The following is an 18,523-nucleotide window of genomic DNA, read 5'->3' on the forward strand; positions in this document are numbered from 1 at the left end:
GCGGCGTTGCCGGCGACGTCGACGGCGACCACCTGGATCGGGATCCGGGTGCTCGACTTCGGCGCCGTCCCGACCCCGAGCACGTCGACCAGCCCGCCGCCGCCACCGGACGTCGCGGCACCGGTCGTCGGCGGGCTCGACGCCACGCCCACCTCCCTCGAACCCGGCGGCTGTCCCTACGGCAACCGGTCGAGCACCGTCTCCGCGACCGCCCGCGACGACCGGACCAGCGCCGCCGACGTGCGGGTGAGCTTCCGCTACACCCTCGCCGGGGTCACCCGGTCCATCGGCATGACCCACGTCGGGCGGGGCGTCTACCAGGGCACCCTCGGTGACCTGCCGGCGCCGAAGTCGAGCACCCGGATCCCGATCCAGGTGGTCGCCGTCGACGTCGCCGGCAACGCCGCCGACCCGGCCGGGCCGGTGTACGTGTCGCTCTCCTCGTACTGCACCCCGGGCTAGGGGCCGGCCGGTGCGACAGTTCCCGACGAAAGGTGGGCTCCGATGACCAGGCCGGGGGAGCGGGGCGGGCCGCCGCCGGGAGACGGCGAACCCACCGTCCACCTGGACGCGAGCGGGCGTCCGGGTGCGGCCGACCACACCGTGGACCTGGACCGGACCGTGAGCCTCGACCACACCGTCGACCTCGATCGGACGGCGAACCTGGACCGCACGGTGAACCTCGACCGCACGGTGAACCTCGACCGGACGGTGAACCTGGACCACACCGTCAGCCTGGACCGGACCGTTCACCTCGGGGCCGCCGATGAGACCGTTCACTTCGGGGCCACCGACGAGACCGTCCACCTCGGAACGACCGGCCGGACCGGGCACCTCGACGCGGCCGGGCCCACGTACCTGGACGCCACCGGCACCCGCACCGGTGAGGCGGCGACCGGCTCGGCGAGCACGGGCACCCTGGCCACCGGCCGGGGCGTACCGTTGCCGGCCGGGCCGGCCGGGGCGGGCGGTGAGGTCCGGTTCGGGCCCGGGGTGCCCGCGACGCCGCCCGCCGCGCCGGCCTGGCCGGCGGCGTCGGCGCCGCGGCGCCGGCGGCCGCTCTGGCGGCGGGTGGTCTCGGTGCTCTCCGCCCTGCTCACCGTCGCGCTGGTCGCCGTCGTCGGCTTCTACCTGTGGCAGCGGCTGGACCCGTTGGAAATCAGCGAGGTGAGCGTGGCGGTGCCGCAGCCGGCCGGTGACCGGTGCGACGTCACCGTCGACGTGGTGGCCACGGTGCGGACCAACGGCCGTTCCGGAGTGATCGAGTACCAGTGGCTGCGCTCCGGCTCTCCGCCCGGGGCACTGCTGCGCGAGCGGGTCGGCTGGGGCCAGCGCACCGTCACCCTGCCCTTGAAATGGGCGTTCAACGGGGTCGGCAGCACCACCGAGACGGCCACCGTCAACATCGTCTCCCCGTCGCCGCGGCAGGCCCGCGCGGAGGTGAGCTACGCCTGCCGGGGTGCCTGACGCACGTTTCCGCGACGGCCGGTCGGGGTAGGTCCGGGCCGACCGACCTGACGGACCGTTGTGGAGGGCAGCTGTGAAAGACAACTTCGGCGACGCGGTGGGTGACGCCCTGCGCGCGGTGATGCTCTTCCTGCCCAAGGCGGTCGCCTTCGTGGCGATCCTGGTGGTGGGGTGGCTGATCGCCAAGGCCGTGCTGAAGATCGTGGACAAGGTTCTGGAGCGGGTTCACTTCGACCGGGCCGTCGAGCGGGGCGGCGTCAAGACCGCGCTGGCCCGGTCGAAGTACGACGCCAGCGACATCGTCGCCAAGCTCGCCTACTACGGGGTCCTGCTGGTCACCCTGCAGCTGGCCTTCGGCATCTGGGGCCCGAACCCGATCTCCGACCTGATCGCCGGCGTCATCGCGTGGCTGCCCCGCGCCTTCGTCGCGATCGTCATCGTGGTGGTCGCCGCGGCCATCGCCAACGCCGTCAAGGACATCATCTCCAGCGCCCTCGGTGGCCTGTCCTACGGCCGGGTGCTGGCCACCATCGCCTCGGTGTTCATCCTCGGCCTGGGTATCATCGCCGCGCTCAACCAGATCGGCGTCGCCACCGCGGTCACCACCCCGGTGCTGATCGCCGTGCTGGCCACCGTCGGCGGCATCCTGGTCGTCGGCGTCGGCGGCGGCCTGGTCCGGCCGATGCAGAGCCGCTGGGAGAACTGGCTGAGCCGCGCCGAGGAGGAGTCGCGGCTCATCGCCACGCACGCCCGGGCGTACCAGGCCGGCAAGCGGGACGGGCAGGCCAACCTCGCCACGCCGGTCACCGGGTACGGCGATTCCGAGCCGACCCAGGTGGTGCCCCGCAACGACGACGCCGACCGCACCCAGGTGGTGCCCCGCAACGACGACGTGGACCGCACCCAGGTGGTCTCCTACGACGAGGCGGACCTGACCCAGCCGGTCGGCCCGTACGCCGGGTCGGAGGCGACCCGGCCGACGGCGCCCCGGCAGGCCACCGCCACCCACGACGAGCCGGCGCCGGTCGACAACGAGGCCACCATGGTGATCCCGCCGGCCGACGGCGGCGCGTCCCGCCGCTGACCGCACGACCACCGACCGGGGTGGGGCCCGCACGGGTCCCGCCCCGGTCCGTGTCCGCCCGCCGAACCCGATCGCCAGGTCGGCCGCCGACGGCTAGCATTCGCGCATGACCTGGCGATGTTGATCCGTAACTGAAGGCCGTACCCGCGGACCACCCCGGACGCCCACCCCCCGCGTCCGCCCGGTCCCGTGGAAAGGCCCTCATGACCCTCACCACCGCATCCGTGCCCGAGGTCCGCCGCCTGGCGGCCACCCTCTACGGGTACGCGTTCTTCCAGGACTTCGTCCTGCTCTACCCGGTCTACGCGCTGCTGTTCAGCGACACCGGCCTGTCGATCGGCCAGATCTCCTCGCTCTTCGTCATCTGGTCGGCGACCAGCATCCTGCTGGAGGTGCCCTCCGGAGCGTGGGCCGACGCGGTCTCCCGCCGGCTGCTGCTCTGCCTCGCGCCGCTGCTCGCCGGCGCCGGCTTCGCAATCTGGGTGCTGGCCCCGTCCTACCCGGCGTTCGCCCTCGGCTTCGTCCTCTGGGGTGCCGGCGGCGCGCTCGGCTCCGGCGCCCTGGAGGCGCTGGTCTTCACCGAGCTCGACCGCCTCGGCGCGGCCGGCCGCTACGCCCGCATCATGGGCCGCGCGCGGACCGCGGGGGTGCTCGGCGGACTCGCCTCGATCGGCCTGGCCGGGCCGGTGCTCGCCGCCGGCGGCTATCCGGCCGTCGGCGCGGCGAGCGTGCTGGCCGGCGGGCTCGCCGCCGCCGTCGCCACCCGCTTTCCGGAACACCTCCCGGCGGCCGCCGCGCCGGAGCCGGCGGCGGGCGACGAGGAGCGGGGCTGGGCGGCGACCCTGCGCGCCGGCCTCGCCGAGGCCCGGGCCGATCCCCGGGTACGCGCGGCGGTGCTGCTGGTCCCGGCGGTGACCGCCGTGTGGGGCGCCCTCGACGAGTACACGCCGCTGCTGGCTCGGGACACCGGCGTCGCCGGGTCGACGGTGCCGCTGCTGCTCCTGCTCGTCTGGGGCGGGGTGACCGTGGGCGGCCTGCTCGCCGCACCGGCCGAACGGCTGCGCACCCGTGGCTACGCCGCGCTGCTCGCGGTGGCCGCGGTCGCGCTCGCCGTCGGGACGGGGCTGCGCCACCCCCTCGGGTTCGTGCTGGTCGGCGTCGCGTTCTGCGCCTTCCAGCTGGCCACGGTGCTGGCCGACGCCCGGCTCCAGGCGCGCATCACCGGGCCGAGCCGGGCCACCGTCACCTCCGTCGCCGGGATGGCCACCGACCTCACCATCATCGCCGTCTACGGCGGGTACGCCCTGGTTGCCGGCGTGGGCGGCAACCGGGCCGGCTTCGTGGCGGCGGCCGTGCCGTACCTGCTGGTGGCCGGCTGGCTGCTGGCCTCGCGCGCCCGCCGGCGTGGCGGTCCCGCCCGCGAGCCGGTGGCCGGCCGCAGCGGCGTGCCCACCTGACCGTGCCCACCGGTGTCGTCGCGGGCCGACGACACCGGTGCACGGCCCCGCGCGGTCAGCTTCGGCTGCTCGGGCCGGGCCGGTGACGGTGGACGACCGCCACCGGGCCGGCCCGTGCTCAGCGCCCCGCCTCGGCGGACTCCAGCAACTGCTTGAGGGCGGCCAGCCGTTCCCGCCAGTACGCCTTCAGCTCGGCCGCCTGTGCGGCGTCGGTGAGCTTCTCGTGCACCACGGCCACCGTGGCCTTGGTGTCGCCCTTGGGCGCGAAACCGACCACGATCCGGGTCGGGCCGCCGTCCCAGTCGGCGCGGAACGTCTTCGGCCGGGTCGCCGTGCGTACCCGGATCGCCACGTCGGGCAGCCACCGCCGGCGCAGCCCCTCGTCGCTGAACGCCTCGAACAGCCGGTCCACCGGCACGGCGACCGTCCGGCTGCCGCCCGCCTCCCAGCCGCCGCCGCGCCGCTGCCCGGGGGCGCGCAGGCCACGTGCCTGCTCGTACCCGACGGTGACGGTCTGCGCCCACCAGCCCGGCACCTCGTGGGCGGTCACCAGCCAGCGCGCCGTCTCGGTGTGCGTACACTCCACCGCGCCCCACTCGTCGAGCAGGCCGAACCACTCGTCCCAGCCGCGGCCGGTGCGCTCCCGGAGCAACGCCTCGGAGATCCGGTCGGCCTGTGCCGCCCCCGATCCGGTGGCCGGGGGAGTGGGCTCGGCGGGCTCGGCGGGCGCGGCGGCCGGCGGTTGCGCCGCATCGGCGCCGGGCAGCAGGTGCCGGCGGGCCGCCGTGTAGCTTTCGCCCGTCTTGTCCATCCGGGTGCGGATGCGGGACTTGAAGGATTTCTGGCGCGTCATCACATGCTCCCTGTCGACGGCGCGGTCGTGGGGACTCACGCTCCCGTCGACCCGCCGTTGCCTGGGCATGTGGCACGGCGCCCCGAGGGCCCAAGGCCCCCTTTGCCTCCGCGACGCCGGTGGCGTGAGCACCGGTAAGGAGGTGAGGCGCGGGACGGCGCCGACGCCATGGTAACCCGCCGCGCCCGGGGCGGGCGAGCAGGTCACGCCGGTTCAGTCGGCGGTTCAGTCGGGCAGGGCGTCGAGGTAGACCCAGCGCCCGTCCTCCCGGACGAAGCGGCTGCGCTCGTGCAGCGCTCCCGAGCGGCCGGACTCCCGGTAGTGGGCCCGGAACTCGACGGTGCCGGTGCTGTCGAACAGGCCGCCCCGGTCGGTGCGCACGATCTCCAGGCGGGTCCACTGCTCGCCCGGGTCCAGTCGCAGCCGGGCCGGGCGGGTGGACGAGTGCCAGCTGCGCAGCAGGTACCCGGCGTCCCCGACGGCGAAGGCGCTGAACCGGGAACGCATCAGCGCCTCGGCGGTGCCGGCCGTGCCCGCGCCGCGGTGCAGCGGGCCGCAACAGTCGGCGTACGGCAGGCCGGAGCCGCACGGGCACGGCCGGCCCGGGTCGTCGGCCCCGCTCCGGCGGGCTGCACGTTTCACCACGGCCCCATCCTGCCGCACCCGCCGCCGGCCGGGTCACCCACCCGGCAGCCACCCATTGGCCCAGTGGATCACGTCGAAATCGGCCCTCACGCTGGGCCGATCCGCCAACCAGGATCGGGGTACGACGACCTGCTGGAAGGAACGGAACGACGATGACGACGGCGGACATGTGGTTCGACCCGCGCTGCCCCTGGGCCTGGAACGCCTCCCGCTGGCTGCTGGAGGTGGAGCGGGTACGCGCGGTCGAGGTGCGCTTCCACGTGATGAGCCTCAGCGTGCTCAACGAGGGCCGCGAGGGGTTGGAGGAGTGGTACCGGGAGTGGCTGGTACCCGGCATGGGCCCGGTGCGGGTGGCGATCGCGGCGCAGCTGAAGGCCGGGTCCGAGGTGCTGCGCGACCTCTACACCGCCCTGGGCGACCGGATCCACCACCACCGGGCGCCGATCGGGCCCGACCTCTACCGGGCGGCGCTGGCCGAGGTGGGGCTGCCGGTCGAGCTGGCCGACGCGGCCGACTCCACCGGGTACGACGAGGCGTTGCTGGCCAGCCACCACGCCGGCCTGGAACCGGTGGGTGAGGACCTCGGCACCCCGACCATCCACGTCACCGACGACACCGGCCGGCGGACCGCCTTCTTCGGGCCGGTGGTCGCGCCGATTCCGCGCGGCGAGGCGGCCGGCCGGCTCTGGGACGGGGTGGTGGCGGTGACCGGCACCGACGGGTTCTTCGAGCTGAAGCGGGCCCGGACCCGCCCGCCGATCGAGCGGTGAGCGGTCAGCCGAACGCGGCGGCGAAGGCCGGACCGGTCCCGGCCGCCCCGGCCGCTGCGGGCTGGCTCGCGAGGCGGGGTGGACCGGGCCGCCCGTCGACCAGGCGTCAGGACAGCTCGACCGGCAGCGGCACCGGCCGCTTCGCCACCCGGTCGTCGCCCGAGGAGCGCCCGCGCAGGTGCCGGCCCAGCCACGGCAGCAGATGCCGCCGGGCCCAGGCCGCCTCGGCGCGGAGCACCTCGTGCCCGCGCCGCCGGGGCGCGACCTCCAGCGGCCGGGTCCAAGAGTCGTCGTACCCGAGCAGGCCGGCGGTGTGCGCGAGCGCCGCCGCGATCCGCTCGTGGCCGGCGCCGTTGGCGTGCAGCCGGTCCTCACTCCACAGCCGGGGGTCGGAGGCGACCGGGTGTGCGGCGAAGTCCAGCAGGGTGGCCCCGGTCTCGGCGGTGACCCGGCGCAGCGCGGCGTTGAGCGTGACCACCCGGTTGCGCAGCGGACGGGCCAGCGGCATCACCGGCACCGGGTCGGGCAGCGTGAAGGTCAGCACGGTGGCGCCCTGGCCGACCAGCGCCCGCTGCATCGTCGCCACGTCCGCGGCGATCCGCCGGGCGTCGAAGGACGGACGCAGCACGTCGTTCATCCCGGCCACCACCGTGCACAGATCGGGCGCCAGGTCGAGGGCGACCGGTAGTTGCTCGGCGAGGATCCGGGCGGTGGTCCGCCCCCGGATCGCCAGGTTGGCGTACTCCAGGCCGCCCTGCTCCCGGGCCACCGCCTCGGCGAACCGGTCCGCCCAGCCCCGGTAGCCGCCGGCGTCGTCCGGGTCGTCGAGCCCTTCGGTCGTGCTGTCGCCGATCGCGACGTACCGCTGCCACATCACGATCTCAGCTTATGGGCGGCCCCGCGCGGGCCTCCCGCCGGTGCGGGGTCTCCTGCGCCGGCCTGCCCCGGGTACGGTGCTCTGCTCAGAGCCAGCCGGAGCGGCGGAACAGCCGGTGCAGGACCACCGCGGCGGTCGCCATCAGCAGCAGCGCCCCGGCGTAGCCGTACTTCCAGGTCAGCTCGGGCATGTGGGTGAAGTTCATGCCGTAGACGCCGGCGATGGCGGTCTGGGTGGCCGCGATGGCCGCCCACGCCGCGATCTTGCGCATGTCGTTGTTCTGGTCGACGGCGAGCTGCGCCAGCCGGGACTGCAGCACCGAGTTCAGCAGCTCGTCGTACGCGGCGACCCGCTCCACCGCGCGGGTCAGCCGGCTCTCCACGTCGGCGAACCACCGCCGCAGCGCCGGCGGCGGCCCACCGGCGGAGTCGGCGACCAGCAGCCGCATCGGCTCCTGCAACGGCAGCACCGCCCGCTTGAACTCCACCAGCTCCCGTTTGAGCTGGTAGATGTGCTGGATGTCGGCGCCCCGGTCATGGGCGAACACGCTCTCCTCGACGTGTTCCAGGTCCTTCTCCAGGTGGCCGGCGACCTCCAGGTACAGCTCGGTCATCCGGGCGGCCACCGCGTACGCCACCGCCCACGGCCCCTCGGCGAGCACCGCCGGACGGCTCTCGATGTCGTGGCGTACCGGGGTGAGCGCGCCGGAGGCGCCGTGCCGGACCGTGACGACGAACCGGTCGCCGAGGAAGACCATCACGTCGCCGGTGTCGACCACCTCGGAGGTGGCGGTCAGCTCGGCGTGCTCGACGTAGCTGGCGGTGCGCAGCACCAGCAGGGTCACCCCGTCGTAGCGCTGCACGGTCGGCCGGTGCCCGTCGGCGAGCGCCTGCTCCACCACGATCTCGTCGAGGCCGAAGGTGCGCCCGACCGCGGCCATCACCGCCGGGCCCGGGTCGTGCAGCCCCAGCCAGACGAAGGCGTTGCGGCCCCGCCGGGAGCGGGCGTACGCGTCGGCGTAGTGCGGGCGGCCGGGCTCGCGCCGGCCGTTGACGTACACCGCGCAGTCGACCACCGCGTCCGGGTTGGACCGTCGCGGGGCCGGCGCGGGCGCGTCGGCCTCCCGGCCGAGCACCCGGTCGACCATCGACCCCAGTCGCGGGATGAGCCGTGCCCCCACCGTGTACCTCCACCGCCGTGATCCGGTGGCCCACCGTAGTACGCCCGTGCGCCCGCCGCAGGGGGCGGGTCAGGCCACGGCGGTGGCCCGCACGACGATGTTGTCGGAGTAGTCACGGGAGCGTTCGTCGAAGCGGCCGCCGCAGGTCACCAGCCGCAGCGCCGCGCCCGGCCCGCCCGGCCCGTAGACCATCGCGGTGGGAAAGCTCCGCTTCGGGTACGCCCCGACGCCGTCCACCGCGAAGGTCACCGTCCGGCCGTCGGCGCGGGTGACCCGTACGGTGTCGCCGGGCCGCAGGCGTCCGAGGTCGAAGAAGACCGCCGGGCCCTCGCGGGTGTCGACGTGACCGACGATCACCGCGTTGCCGGCCTCGCCGGGGCTGACACCCGGGCGGTACCAGCCGGCGACGGTGGGGCGGTCCTGCGGCGGCACCTCCAGGGTGCCGTTCGGGTCGCCGGCGACGGACACCAGGTCGGCGCGGACGCCGATCCCCGGGATGTCGATGCGGACCGGTTCCGAGCGGGGCAGCACCGGTCCGGGTGACCCGCTGCGGTCGGCGCCGCGCGCGCCCGCACCGGGCTGCGGCGGCCCGGCCGGCGACGCGGTGAGCCCCACGGTGATCAGAGTGAGACCGGCGGCGCCGGCCACCGTCACCGCTGCCACCGACGCCCGGGTACGCGTGAACCACCTGCCGACGGCCATCGCCTCACCTCCCCGACACGGCGATGCGGTCGGGGTGCCCGCCCCGGTGCTGCCGGTGCGGGCACCCCTCCCAAGGGATGGTGTGTCAGGTACAGGGTCAGGCGACCGGCGCGGCCGCCCGGCGTCGGCGGCGGAGCAGGACGGTCGCCCCGATCGCGGCGGCTCCGGCGAGCGCGCCGCCCGCGGCCAGCAGGCCGGTGGTGCCGTCGTCGCCGCCCCCACCGGCCGGCGCCGCGCCGATCGGGGTGACGGTGAAGGTGGCGCTGCCGCCGGGGCTGCCGTCACCGCAGGTCGTGGTCACCGTGTAGGTGCCGAGGGTGAACCCGGCGGTGAAGAGTTCCGCGCTCAGCCCGCCGCCGGCCGCGGCGGTGGTGGAGCGCACGTTCTGGTCCCGGTTCGGGCCGGTGACCCGGAAGATGGCGTCGCCCGACTTCGGGTTGCAGGTCGTCGTGGTGAGTACGACGGTCCCGCCGACCGGTGTGGTGGCCGGTGACACGGTGGTCTGCGCGAGCGCGGCGGCCGGGAGCAGAAGCGTGCCGAGTCCCACGCCGAGCGCCGTCGATACGAGAACTGACTGTGCCTTCATACGCGTCTTCCCTCACTTTTCGTCCGCTGTCTGCGTGGGACGCCGTTCGGGTGGCCAACTCCGTAACTAGCACCGGTGTGGCCAACACTAGGAGGGTTGACCCGTGCGGTCGGTGTAAATGAGAAATCTTCGTTGCCGTCCGAAGTTTTACTTCGCGCCGGGGACCTGCGGAAATGCCCGTACAGGACCGCCCACACCGCCCGGACGGGCGTAGCTGCTCGTGCCGCTCGTCTGATTGCGGCGAGATCCGGCGGTCAGCGACCGCCTGTCCCGTCTGGAAACGCCTGTCCGGATCGCCCTTGTGCCCGGCCGCAGCCGTCGCGGGGCCCGAGTTCCGGGCCCGGGGCCCATGGGGACGACGTGACGGTGGTGGCCGGGTGCGCGGGGCACGGGCTGCCGCGATGCCGGCCTGCGCTCCACTGTGGCCGGTCGTCGGATGGTGCCGGCCGGCCGGGCGGCAGGTCGGGCGGCTGAGGCCCGCCGGCGGGGAGCGCCACTCCGCCGCTCGGCGCTACAAACCTGATGACACCAATGACTCAGGCCGCCGCGACCCATTCACGTCATCAGCTTCGTAGCGGAGAAAGGGCAGGCATCTCCCGGTGACGGCTGGTGCGGTGCGTGCGCCGAGACGCCGCCTTCCCGCACCCGCCAACGCATCCGGCGACGACCGATCGGGCCGTGTCGAGTCTGGACGGCGGGGGCGCGGGCGGTCGGTCCACTGTCGAACGCCGCCTCGACGAGCCGGTCAGCTAGCCTCCTAGGATGCCGTAGCGGGTGTGACGGTCCCGCCACACGGCAGGGTAGCGGGACACACCACACGGCACACGCGACGGCCGATAACCGACCCCGCGTCGGCGGATCCGCCTAGTGGGGCGCGCGCTGCCAGAACTGGCGCGGCGCGTACCCGTCGCGGCGCAGCCAGTGTTCGGTGTAGACGATCCGCTCCGCCTCGATGACGACCAGCGGCCCGGCCGGCGGCTCGTCCAGCGGGCGGGAGCGTTCCACGTGGTCGGACTGCCAGCGCACCGCCGGCCACCAGTGGGCGAAGTCGGGGTCGTCCTCGGACAGCACCCGGGCCCGGCCGAACAGTTGCGCACCGCGGCTGCTGGCCTGCCCGACCAGCGGGGCGAACACCCCGACCGACACCCGCGGGTCGGCGGCGATGTTGCGCATCTTCGGCGTGTTCGGCGCGGCGGTGAACATGACCGCGAAGTCGAGGTGGAAGTAGCGGACCGGGGTGGCCAGCGGGCCGTCCGGGCCGACGGTGGCGAGCACGCACATGTTCTGCGAGGAGAGCAGGTTGAGGATGCGCTCGCCGAGGCGGTCGCGATCCAGGCGGGCGGTGGGGGCGGGGCCGGCGAGCCAGGGGTTGGTGACGGGCATGCCGGATCTTCCCACCCCGCGCGCCTCCGGGCAGCCCCGGAGGCGCGCGGCGGTCACCGCTTGCGGGCCTGCAGGGTGTACGTCTGCGCCAGCCGCCACGGCCGCTCGGCCAGCCGCCACTCGCCGGCGTCGTCCTTGACCTGCCGCCCGGGCAGCGCGTCCCAGGGCGCGCTGTCGTGCTCCTGGAGCATGGTCAGGTCCAGACCGGCGTCGAGCAGAGCGGTGACCACCTCGCCCAGGCCGTGGTTCCACTCGTGGGTGGTGTTGTGCTGGAACGTCGCCTCGGTGCTGACGTAGGTGCCCGGCTCCTGCCAGACCAGCGGTTCCGGCCGCTCGAAGTACGGGTGCTCCACCACCAGCAGCCCGTCGGGGCGCATGTCGTCGAGCGCCCACAGCATCGGGTGGCCCTCACGCAGGAAGAGCCGCCCGCCGGGGCGCAGCAGCGCCGCCACCACGCCCGCCCAGCGGCGGATGTCGGGCAGCCAGCAGAGCGCGCCGACGCCGGTGTAGACCAGGTCGAAGCCGCCCGCGCCGAGCACCTCGGGGGCGTCGTAGACGTCGGCCTCGACGAAGTCGACGGCGGCGTCCGCCCGTTTGGCCAGGGCACGGGCCTGGGCCAGCGAGGCGCCGGAGAAGTCCAGCCCGGTCATCCGCGCGCCGAGCCGGTGCAGCGAGACGGTGTCGGTGCCGATGTGGCACTGCAGGTGCACGCCGCGCAGGCCGGCCACGTCGCCGAGGCGCGGCAGGTCGAAGCGGACCACCTCGCTGAGGTACGCCGGGTCGGCGGCGAAGCGCTCCACCGCGTAGTCGGGGGACGCGGCGTGGGCCGGGGCGCGCTCGTCCCAGTTGGCCCGGTTGAGGGTGCGGTAGTCGGTCACCGGCGAACCGTCGCACACCGACCGGCCGCCGCTCAACGGGGATTCGGCGGCCCCGGCGAGCTGGTAGGTTGCCTCGCCGTGACGGTGCAGGGGTGGGACGGGCGGTTCGCGAAACTGTGGGCGGCGAGCACCCTCTCCGCGCTGGGCAGCGGCATGGCGACGGTGGCGGCGCCGCTGTACGTGGCGGCGCGTACCGACGACCCGCTGGTGGTGTCGGCGGCGTCCGGGGTGGCGTGGCTGCCCTGGCTGCTGTTCGCGCTGCCCGGCGGGGTGCTGGTGGACCGGGTCGACCGGCGCCGGCTGATGGTCCTCATCGACTGGGTGCGGGTGGCCGCCCTGGCGGTGCTGGCTGTCGCGATGCTGACCGACCGGGCCGGGGTGGCGCTGCTCTACGCGGTGCTCTTCCTGGTCAACACCGGCGAGATCGTGTTCCGCTCGGCCGGCCAGGCGATGCTGCCGGCGGTGGTGCCCCGGGCCGGGCTGGAGCGGGCCAACGGCTGGCTGGGCGGCGGCACCACCGTCATGAACGGGATGCTGGCCGGTCCGCTCGGCGGGTTCCTGTTCCTCCTCGCCGAGAGCATCCCGTTCCTGGTCAACGCCGGCACGTACGCGCTCAGCGCGGTCCTCGTCGCGCTGGTCGCCGGGGCGTACCGGGGTGGGGAGGAGGGCGACCGGCCGGTGGTGCGCTCGGTGCGCGCGGAGATCGCGGAGGGGTTCCGCTGGCTGCTGGGGCAGCGGCTGCTGCGCACCATGGCGGTGCTGATCGGGCTGCTCAACCTGACCCTCACCGCCGCGCTGGCGGTGCTGGTCCTGCTCGCCACCGAGCGGCTCGGGCTGGACTCGGTCGGCTACGGCCTGCTGTTCACCTGCATGGCGGTGGGCGGGCTGCTCGGCGCGGTGGTCGGCGACCGGCTGGTCGCGGCGATCGGCGCCACCTGGACCATCCGGGTGGGGCTGCTGGTCGAGGCGGGCCTGCACCTGGCCCTGGCGGCGTCGACCAGCGCCTGGCTGATCGGCGGGGCGCTGTTCGCGTTCGGGGTGCACGGCGCGCTGTGGAACATGGTCGCGAACTCGCTGCGCCAGCGGTTGACGCCGTCGGCGTTGCAGGGGCGGGTCGGCGGCACGACGCTGTTCATCGCCGCGGGCGGCAACTGCGCCGGTGCCCTGCTGGGCGGGGCGATCGCCACCACGTTCGGGCTGACCGCGCCGTACTGGGTGGGGTTCGTGGTGGCGGTCGGGGTGTCCGCGGCCACCTGGCGGGTGTTCGACCGGGCCACGGTCGCCGCCGCGTACGCCGACCCGGACCGGCGCCCGGCCCGGGTCGGCTGAGCGGTCAGCGGGACGGGACGGGCAGCACCTCGCCGCGCTCGGCGGAGCGGTGCGCCAGCTCGATCAGCTCCACGGTGGCGACCGCGTCGCGCGGGTCGACCGGCATCGGCGTGCCGTCCCGCAGCGCCGCCGCGACCTGGGCGTAGAAGTCCTGGTAGCGCCCCGGGTCGGTGGGGACCGGGTGCAGGTCGCCGTCGACGCCGAGCCGGCCGTACCGCTCGGCGGGGACCTCGCCCCAGCCCGGCGTGCCGGGGCGGCCCCCGGTGCGCAGCGCGTCCTCCTGCACGTCCAGCCCGTAGCTGGTGTACCCGGCGCGGTCGCCGAGGACCCGCAGCCGGGGCCCGAGCTGGGCGGTGACGGCGCTCATCCACAGGTGCGAGCGGACGCCGCCGGCGTGGGTGAGCGCCACGAAGGCGTCGTCGTCGACCTGCGCCTCGGGCCGCCGCCGGTCCACCTCGGCGTACACCTGGGTCACCGGGCCGAAGAGCTGCACCGCCTGGTCGACGAGGTGGGCGCCGAGGTCGTAGAGGGCGCCGCCGGCCTCACCGGGGGCGGCGCTCTCCCGCCAGCCCTCCTTGATGGCGGGGCGCCAGCGCTCGAAGCGGGACTCGAAGCGGGTCACCCGGCCCAGCTCGCCCTCGGCGATCAGGCGGCGGGCGGTCAGGAAGTCGCCGTCCCAGCGGCGGTTCTGGAACACCGTCAGCGGCACCGCCAGGCGCTCGGCCTCGTCGACCAGGTCGCGGCCCTCCGCCGCGGTGGCGGCCAGCGGCTTGTCCACCACGACGGCCAGCCCGGCGGCGACGGCGGCCTGGGCCATCGGCACGTGCGTCCGGTTCGGCGTCGCCACCACGACGAGGTCGAGGCTGTCGGCCGACTCCCAGAGCCGGTCGGCGTCGTCGAGGACGCGGGCGTCGGGGTGGTCGTGGCGGGCCTGCTCCTGCCGCTGCGGGTTGCCGGTGACGACGGCGTCCAGCCGCAGCCCGGGGGTGGCGGCGATCAGCGGGGCGTGGAACACCTGGCCCGCCAGCCCGTATCCGAGCAGTCCGACCCGCAGTGGTGCCGGTGTGTTGGCCATGGTGTCCCCCCGGTTTCCCGTCGTGCCCTGGTCGTTCCAGGTCCGTGCCGGTACGAACCTACGCGCCGGCCCGGACCGGCCGCCGGGTGGTCAGCGGGGAGTCGGCTCGGTCACCCAGCCGGCGACGAGGACCAGGCCGGTGGGGCGGTGCACGGCCAGGAAACCGAACGGGTGGTCGACGTCGAGGCTGACCCGCCGCGCCCGTACCCGGTGCCGGGGTGGCGCGGAGCCGACCGCCATGGCGATGGCGGTGACCGCGGCGGCGCGGAAGCCGGTGGCGCTGAACTCCGCCGTGACGGTCTGCCGGGCCTGGGAGACGTAGAGCAGCGGGGCGATGCCGGGGAAGTTGTCCGCGTCAGGGCGGGTGGCGGCGGCGAGCCCGTACAGGTCGGCGCGGGCGAGCAGGTCGTGGTCGGCGTCGACGCGGAACGCGACGGTGTGCACGGCCAGCTGCGGCCGGTCGTCGAGGGCCTCGACGGTCTCCTCGGTGACGCCGGGCCCCGCCGGGTGGGGCAGCGTCGGGCCGCCGCCGAGGGCGCGGATCGCGGCCGGCAGCACGGCGCCGGCCGGGCGCCCGGGAACGCCGAGGGCCAGCACCACGTCCACGTCCGCGTCACCGGCGACGGTCAGCAGGCTCACCGGGCCGGCCGGGGTGTCGGCCACCCGCAGCGCCCGGGGATCGCCGCCGTACCGGTGCAGGCCGATCAGCCGCCGGCCCTGCCAGGGGCCCTGCCGGGGCTCGCACCAGCCCTCCTGGAAGGGCGCCGCCCAGCCGGTCAGCACCGACAGGGCGCTGGCGAGCACCAGCGCCGTGTCCGGGGTGACCGTGACCGGCATCTTCCGGATCTGCCCGTCGGTGTGGGTGGAGGCCCAGCGGTCCAGCACGGGCTGGTCCACGGCCCGGTCGCCGGTCAGCTCGCCCCGCATCGACGCGGGGACCGCGCGCAGCCAGGCCGGGTTCAGTCGCAGCTCGCGCCGGGCCCAGAAACCCAGCGCCAGCCGGGTGGTGGGGGAGCCGGCCAGGTCGTAGGGGGTGGCGTCGGGGGCGACGGCGGTCAGCTCGTCGCGGGCCGGGCCGGCCGCGTGCCGGGCGAGCAGGGCCAGCAACGGGTACGCCCCGGCGCCGGAGAGGACGGTCTGCCGGTCGTCGATCACGGCGGCCCAGCGGGCGGTGAGGGCGTTGGCGGGCATGCTGCTCATGCCGTGGCACCGTACCGGTGCCGCGGCGCGCCGTGGGGGCTCCGCCCGGCGGCGTCCGGGGGGTGTGACAGCGTGGTCGGGTGGACAACGTCGACCTGGCCGTCGTCGGAGGTGGCGGCGCCGGTTCCCTGGTCCTCGCCGCCCTGGCCCGGCACGACCTGCCTGACCTGCGGATCGCGGTGGTGGACCCGGTACGCAAGCGGGGCCAGGACCGCACCTGGGCGTTCTGGGGTACGCCCGGCACCGACCTGGAACCGATGCTCAGCGCCAGCTGGCGGCAGGTGGAGGTGACCACGCCGGGCGGGCGGCGCCGGCTGGACCTGGCCCCGCTGCGGTACGCGATGCTTCGCTCTGCCCCGGTGTACGAGCGGGCCGCCGAGGCGGAGCGACGGCTGCGCGCCACCCGGGTCGACGCGGCCGTCGGCGCCCTCGACGACGACGGCGGGTCGGTGACCGTCCGGAACACCGACGGCGCGGCGCTGCTGCGGGCCCGGTGGGTGCTGGACTCGCGCCCCCGCCCGCCCCGGCGGGCCGGGCGGACGAGCTGGTTGCAGCACTTCCGCGGCTGGTGGCTGGAGTCGGCCGGGCCGGTGTTCGACCCGGACCGGGCGGTGCTGATGGACTTCCGTACCCCGCAGCCGTCCCGGGGGGTCTCCTTCGGCTACGTGCTGCCGGTCAGCGACCGGTACGCCCTGGTCGAGTACACCGAGTTCTCCCCGCGGCGGCTGACCGGCACCGGGTACGACGCCGCGCTGCGCGGCTACGCCGACCTGCTCGGCCTCGACCTGGGCACGCTGACGGTGCGGGAGGTGGAGGACGGGGTGATCCCGATGACCGACGCCCCGTTCGATCCTCGGCCGTCGCCGCGGGTGGTGCGGCTGGGCACCGCCGGTGGGGCCACCCGGCCGTCGACCGGGTTCACCTTCTCCGCCATGCACCGGCAGGCCGACGACGTGGCCCGGGCGCTGGCGGCGGGCCGGGCCCCGGTGCCCCGCCGGGCGTACCCCCGCCGGCACCTGTGGATGGATGCCGTCGCGCTGCGGGCGTTGGACCGGGGGGCGGTCGGCGGCCCCGAGTTCTTCGACCGGCTCTTCGACCGCAACCCGGCGCAGCGGGTGCTGCGCTTCCTCGACGGCGCCACCACCCCGGCGGAGGACCTGGCGGTGATGCGGTCCAGCCCGCTGCTGCCGATGACCTCGGCGGTGGTCGGTGACGCCGTCGGCCGGTTGCGCGCCCGGCTGCGCGCCGGCCCGGCGCCCGCCGCCGCCGCGGCCCCGGACCGGGTCGGCTCGTAGCCGGCCGGCGTCGGCGCGGACTCGTCGACGCGCACTGTCCTCAGCCGGCTCGTCGGCAGCCACCGTCCGGCCGCCTCGGTCCGGCGGGACGGCCACCTCGGCGCGGCGGGACGGCCGCGCCGAGTGGCGGCGGGCGGCACCGGTAGGTTCGGCGCCATGGTGGAGGCGCAGACCGGCAGGGTCGTGGAGATCTGGACCGACGGGGCGTGCAGCGGGAACCCCGGTCCGGGCGGCTGGGGGGCGCTGCTGCGCTACGGCGGCCACGAGCGGGAGCTGTGCGGCGGCGAGGCGGGCGCCACCACCAACAACCGGATGGAGCTGATGGCGGCCATCCGGGCGCTGGAGAGCCTGACCCGCCCGGTCACGGTGCGGCTGCACACCGACAGCACCTACGTGCGCAACGGCATCACCGGGTGGCTGGCCTCGTGGAAGCGCAACGGCTGGCTGACCGCGGCGAAGCAGCCGGTCAAGAACGCCGACCTGTGGCAGCGCCTCGAGGCGGCGTGCGCCCGGCACGACGTCACCTGGCTGTGGGTCAAGGGGCACAACGGCCACCCCGAGAACGAACGCGCGGACGCGCTGGCCAACAAGGGGATGACCGAGGCGCGGGCCGCCGCGCCGCTCAGCGCTCCAGCAGGCGCTCACGCAGGGCGGTGACCAGGGCGTCGTCGACACCGAGGGCGTCGCGGGCGTAGCCGCGTACCGAGCCGTGCGCGGCGGTCAGGTCGGCCAGGAAGAGCTCGATGACCCGGGCGGGCGCCCGGCCGTACGCGGGCCAGCGCAGGGTGCGCCCGGGGTGCTGGGCCCGCCAGGTGGCGACCAGCGCGGTGGTGGCCAGCTCGGTGAGCGCGAAGTCCTCGGCGATCTGCCGTTCGTCGACGTCGAGCAGGGCCAGCACCAGGGCGGCGAGCAGGCCGGTGCGGTCCTTGCCGGAGGCGCAGTGGAACACCAGCGGCCCCTCGGCCGTGGCGATCGTCTCCAGCGCCTGCCGCAGTTCGGCCGTCCCGTCGGCGGCGACCTCGGCGTACCGGTCGGCCAGGTAGCGCCACGGGTCGACGGCCGGGTCGATCTCGGCCTGGTCGTACGGGCGGTGCTCGACGCTGAGGTTGAGCCAGGTCAGGCCGTCCAGCTCGGGGACCCGGCCGCGCGCGGCGATCTCCGACGGGTAGCGCAGGTCGATGACGGTACGCACGCCGAGCGCCCGGAACCGGTCCAGGTCGTCGCCGGCGAGCCGGGCCAGCGAGTCGGACCGGTAGAGCAGCCGCCACCGGACGGTGCGTCCGTCGGCGGCGCGCCACCCGCCCAGGTCCCGGAAGTTGTGCAGCCGCGCGAACTCAGGGTGCCGGATCACCAGCGGCACTGTAGTGCCCGGCGCGGGTTCCCGCCGCCCCTCCCGGACGTGCTCGGGCCCGGCCGGACGGGGCCGGCCGGGCCCGGGTGCGGGCCGGAGCGCCGTCATACCTCGCTGGCCGGGTTGACCGCTTCCTCCTGCGCCGGGTCGGTGGTGCCGGAGACCGCGTCCACGTCGTAGCCGGCGCGGCTGGTGTCCCGGGCCGAGAGGTGCTCCTCGGCGGGCAGGTCCGCGAAGTCGTCGCCGGTGTCGTCCGTGCTGCGCAGCGAGTCGCCCGGCGGGCGCAGCGACGCCTCGTACGCGGGGGTGCCGTCCGGTTCGTCGGTGCCGGCCCGGTCGGTGCGCTGTTCATCCGTCATGCCGACCTACCTGCCCGCTCGGGCGAGCGGCA

General features: G+C 75.5%; 19 protein-coding genes and 1 pseudogene. 8 read left to right on the plus strand and 12 right to left on the minus strand.

Annotation, left to right across the window (positions count from 1 at the left end):
- The 4 genes and pseudogenes from ACSNN7_RS21165 to ACSNN7_RS21180 all read left to right on the plus strand — a co-directional run.
- Positions 1-462 (plus strand): annotated as a pseudogene (locus ACSNN7_RS21165) (serine/threonine-protein kinase); the annotation flags it as partial.
- A gap of 42 nt (positions 463-504) precedes the next feature.
- A complete protein-coding gene (locus ACSNN7_RS21170) occupies positions 505-1,467 on the plus strand; it encodes a hypothetical protein (protein WP_436682681.1) in 963 nt (320 codons plus the stop codon).
- A gap of 121 nt (positions 1,468-1,588) precedes the next feature.
- A complete protein-coding gene (locus ACSNN7_RS21175; RefSeq protein WP_436682708.1) occupies positions 1,589-2,551 on the plus strand; it encodes a mechanosensitive ion channel family protein in 963 nt (320 codons plus the stop codon).
- Between the two features lie 203 nt (positions 2,552-2,754).
- A complete protein-coding gene (locus ACSNN7_RS21180) occupies positions 2,755-4,008 on the plus strand; it encodes an MFS transporter (protein ID WP_436682682.1) in 1,254 nt (417 codons plus the stop codon).
- A gap of 118 nt (positions 4,009-4,126) precedes the next feature.
- Here ACSNN7_RS21180 and ACSNN7_RS21185 read toward each other — a convergent pair whose 3' ends face one another.
- Together ACSNN7_RS21185 and ACSNN7_RS21190 are read right to left on the minus strand one after the other, a co-directional pair.
- Positions 4,127-4,861 (minus strand): hypothetical protein, encoded by a 735-nt coding sequence (locus ACSNN7_RS21185; RefSeq protein WP_436682683.1) that lies wholly within the window; start codon positions 4,859-4,861, stop codon positions 4,127-4,129.
- 225 nt (positions 4,862-5,086) lie between these two features.
- The gene (locus ACSNN7_RS21190) at positions 5,087-5,506 is read right to left on the minus strand and encodes a YchJ family protein (RefSeq protein WP_436682684.1); all 420 of its coding nucleotides are present in this window, start codon (positions 5,504-5,506) and stop codon (positions 5,087-5,089) included.
- A gap of 152 nt (positions 5,507-5,658) precedes the next feature.
- On the opposite strand from ACSNN7_RS21190, the gene ACSNN7_RS21195 reads away from it, so the two are divergent.
- On the plus strand, positions 5,659-6,276 hold the full coding sequence (locus tag ACSNN7_RS21195; protein ID WP_436682685.1) for a mycothiol-dependent nitroreductase Rv2466c family protein: 618 nt from the start codon (positions 5,659-5,661) through the stop codon (positions 6,274-6,276).
- Between the two features lie 106 nt (positions 6,277-6,382).
- On the opposite strand, the gene ACSNN7_RS21200 is transcribed toward ACSNN7_RS21195, so the two are convergent.
- From ACSNN7_RS21200 to ACSNN7_RS21225, 6 genes are all read right to left on the minus strand, one after another.
- On the minus strand, positions 6,383-7,150 hold the full coding sequence (locus ACSNN7_RS21200; protein ID WP_436682709.1) for an SGNH/GDSL hydrolase family protein: 768 nt from the start codon (positions 7,148-7,150) through the stop codon (positions 6,383-6,385).
- Positions 7,151-7,238: 88 nt separating this feature from the next.
- Positions 7,239-8,300: a magnesium and cobalt transport protein CorA gene (locus tag ACSNN7_RS21205; protein WP_436682710.1), complete on the minus strand. Its 1,062-nt coding sequence runs from the start codon at positions 8,298-8,300 to the stop codon at positions 7,239-7,241.
- Positions 8,301-8,402: 102 nt separating this feature from the next.
- Entirely contained in the window at positions 8,403-9,035 is a 633-nt protein-coding gene (locus tag ACSNN7_RS21210) for a class F sortase (protein WP_436682686.1), read from the minus strand.
- A 97-nt stretch (positions 9,036-9,132) separates the two neighbouring features.
- Positions 9,133-9,582 carry a hypothetical protein gene (locus tag ACSNN7_RS21215; RefSeq protein ID WP_436682687.1) on the minus strand — a complete coding sequence of 150 codons (450 nt, stop codon included), beginning with the start codon at positions 9,580-9,582 and terminating at the stop codon, positions 9,133-9,135.
- A 903-nt stretch (positions 9,583-10,485) separates the two neighbouring features.
- On the minus strand, positions 10,486-11,004 hold the full coding sequence (locus ACSNN7_RS21220; RefSeq protein WP_436682688.1) for a pyridoxamine 5'-phosphate oxidase family protein: 519 nt from the start codon (positions 11,002-11,004) through the stop codon (positions 10,486-10,488).
- Positions 11,005-11,057: 53 nt separating this feature from the next.
- Positions 11,058-11,882: a class I SAM-dependent methyltransferase gene (locus tag ACSNN7_RS21225; protein ID WP_436682689.1), complete on the minus strand. Its 825-nt coding sequence runs from the start codon at positions 11,880-11,882 to the stop codon at positions 11,058-11,060.
- A gap of 78 nt (positions 11,883-11,960) precedes the next feature.
- Here ACSNN7_RS21225 and ACSNN7_RS21230 point away from each other — a divergent pair, with 78 nt between their 5' ends.
- Entirely contained in the window at positions 11,961-13,211 is a 1,251-nt protein-coding gene (locus ACSNN7_RS21230) for an MFS transporter (RefSeq protein WP_436682690.1), read from the plus strand.
- 4 nt (positions 13,212-13,215) lie between these two features.
- On the opposite strand, the gene ACSNN7_RS21235 is transcribed toward ACSNN7_RS21230, so the two are convergent.
- Both ACSNN7_RS21235 and ACSNN7_RS21240 read right to left on the minus strand, forming a co-directional pair.
- A complete protein-coding gene (locus ACSNN7_RS21235; RefSeq protein ID WP_436682691.1) occupies positions 13,216-14,286 on the minus strand; it encodes a Gfo/Idh/MocA family oxidoreductase in 1,071 nt (356 codons plus the stop codon).
- Between the two features lie 90 nt (positions 14,287-14,376).
- Positions 14,377-15,486: a serpin family protein gene (locus ACSNN7_RS21240; RefSeq protein ID WP_436682692.1), complete on the minus strand. Its 1,110-nt coding sequence runs from the start codon at positions 15,484-15,486 to the stop codon at positions 14,377-14,379.
- Positions 15,487-15,566: 80 nt separating this feature from the next.
- Between ACSNN7_RS21240 and ACSNN7_RS21245 the strand changes: the two genes are divergently transcribed.
- Entirely contained in the window at positions 15,567-16,781 is a 1,215-nt protein-coding gene (locus ACSNN7_RS21245) for a lycopene cyclase family protein (protein ID WP_436682693.1), read from the plus strand.
- A 156-nt stretch (positions 16,782-16,937) separates the two neighbouring features.
- Positions 16,938-17,438 carry a ribonuclease HI gene (gene rnhA, locus ACSNN7_RS21250; protein WP_436682694.1) on the plus strand — a complete coding sequence of 167 codons (501 nt, stop codon included), beginning with the start codon at positions 16,938-16,940 and terminating at the stop codon, positions 17,436-17,438.
- On the opposite strand, the gene ACSNN7_RS21255 is transcribed toward rnhA, so the two are convergent.
- Both ACSNN7_RS21255 and ACSNN7_RS21260 read right to left on the minus strand, forming a co-directional pair.
- Positions 17,404-18,132 (minus strand): tyrosine-protein phosphatase, encoded by a 729-nt coding sequence (locus ACSNN7_RS21255; RefSeq protein WP_436682695.1) that lies wholly within the window; start codon positions 18,130-18,132, stop codon positions 17,404-17,406. The two genes, rnhA and ACSNN7_RS21255, sit on opposite strands and share 35 nt — an antisense overlap.
- 104 nt (positions 18,133-18,236) lie before the next feature.
- On the minus strand, positions 18,237-18,491 hold the full coding sequence (locus ACSNN7_RS21260) for a hypothetical protein (RefSeq protein ID WP_436682696.1): 255 nt from the start codon (positions 18,489-18,491) through the stop codon (positions 18,237-18,239).
- Positions 18,492-18,523 lie beyond the last annotated feature (32 nt).

Source organism: Micromonospora sp. URMC 105, from assembly GCF_051386295.1.
Classification (GTDB): domain Bacteria; phylum Actinomycetota; class Actinomycetes; order Mycobacteriales; family Micromonosporaceae; genus Micromonospora.

What these genes read in the sequence shown, in the direction of transcription:
- ACSNN7_RS21170 (WP_436682681.1), top strand. Translation starts at nt 505, where the DNA reads ATGACCAGGCCGGGGGAGCGGGGCGGGCCGCCGCCGGGAGACGGCGAA.
- ACSNN7_RS21175 (WP_436682708.1), top strand. Translation starts at nt 1,589, where the DNA reads ATGCTCTTCCTGCCCAAGGCGGTCGCCTTCGTGGCGATCCTGGTGGTG.
- ACSNN7_RS21180 (WP_436682682.1), top strand. Translation starts at nt 2,755, where the DNA reads ATGACCCTCACCACCGCATCCGTGCCCGAGGTCCGCCGCCTGGCGGCC.
- ACSNN7_RS21185 (WP_436682683.1), bottom strand. Translation starts at nt 4,861, where the DNA reads ATGACGCGCCAGAAATCCTTCAAGTCCCGCATCCGCACCCGGATGGAC.
- ACSNN7_RS21195 (WP_436682685.1), top strand. Translation starts at nt 5,659, where the DNA reads ATGACGACGGCGGACATGTGGTTCGACCCGCGCTGCCCCTGGGCCTGG.
- ACSNN7_RS21200 (WP_436682709.1), bottom strand. Translation starts at nt 7,150, where the DNA reads ATGTGGCAGCGGTACGTCGCGATCGGCGACAGCACGACCGAAGGGCTC.
- ACSNN7_RS21205 (WP_436682710.1), bottom strand. Translation starts at nt 8,300, where the DNA reads ATGGTCGACCGGGTGCTCGGCCGGGAGGCCGACGCGCCCGCGCCGGCC.
- ACSNN7_RS21210 (WP_436682686.1), bottom strand. Translation starts at nt 9,035, where the DNA reads ATGGCCGTCGGCAGGTGGTTCACGCGTACCCGGGCGTCGGTGGCAGCG.
- ACSNN7_RS21220 (WP_436682688.1), bottom strand. Translation starts at nt 11,004, where the DNA reads ATGCCCGTCACCAACCCCTGGCTCGCCGGCCCCGCCCCCACCGCCCGC.
- ACSNN7_RS21235 (WP_436682691.1), bottom strand. Translation starts at nt 14,286, where the DNA reads ATGGCCAACACACCGGCACCACTGCGGGTCGGACTGCTCGGATACGGG.
- ACSNN7_RS21240 (WP_436682692.1), bottom strand. Translation starts at nt 15,486, where the DNA reads ATGAGCAGCATGCCCGCCAACGCCCTCACCGCCCGCTGGGCCGCCGTG.
- rnhA (WP_436682694.1), top strand. Translation starts at nt 16,938, where the DNA reads ATGGTGGAGGCGCAGACCGGCAGGGTCGTGGAGATCTGGACCGACGGG.
- ACSNN7_RS21260 (WP_436682696.1), bottom strand. Translation starts at nt 18,491, where the DNA reads ATGACGGATGAACAGCGCACCGACCGGGCCGGCACCGACGAACCGGAC.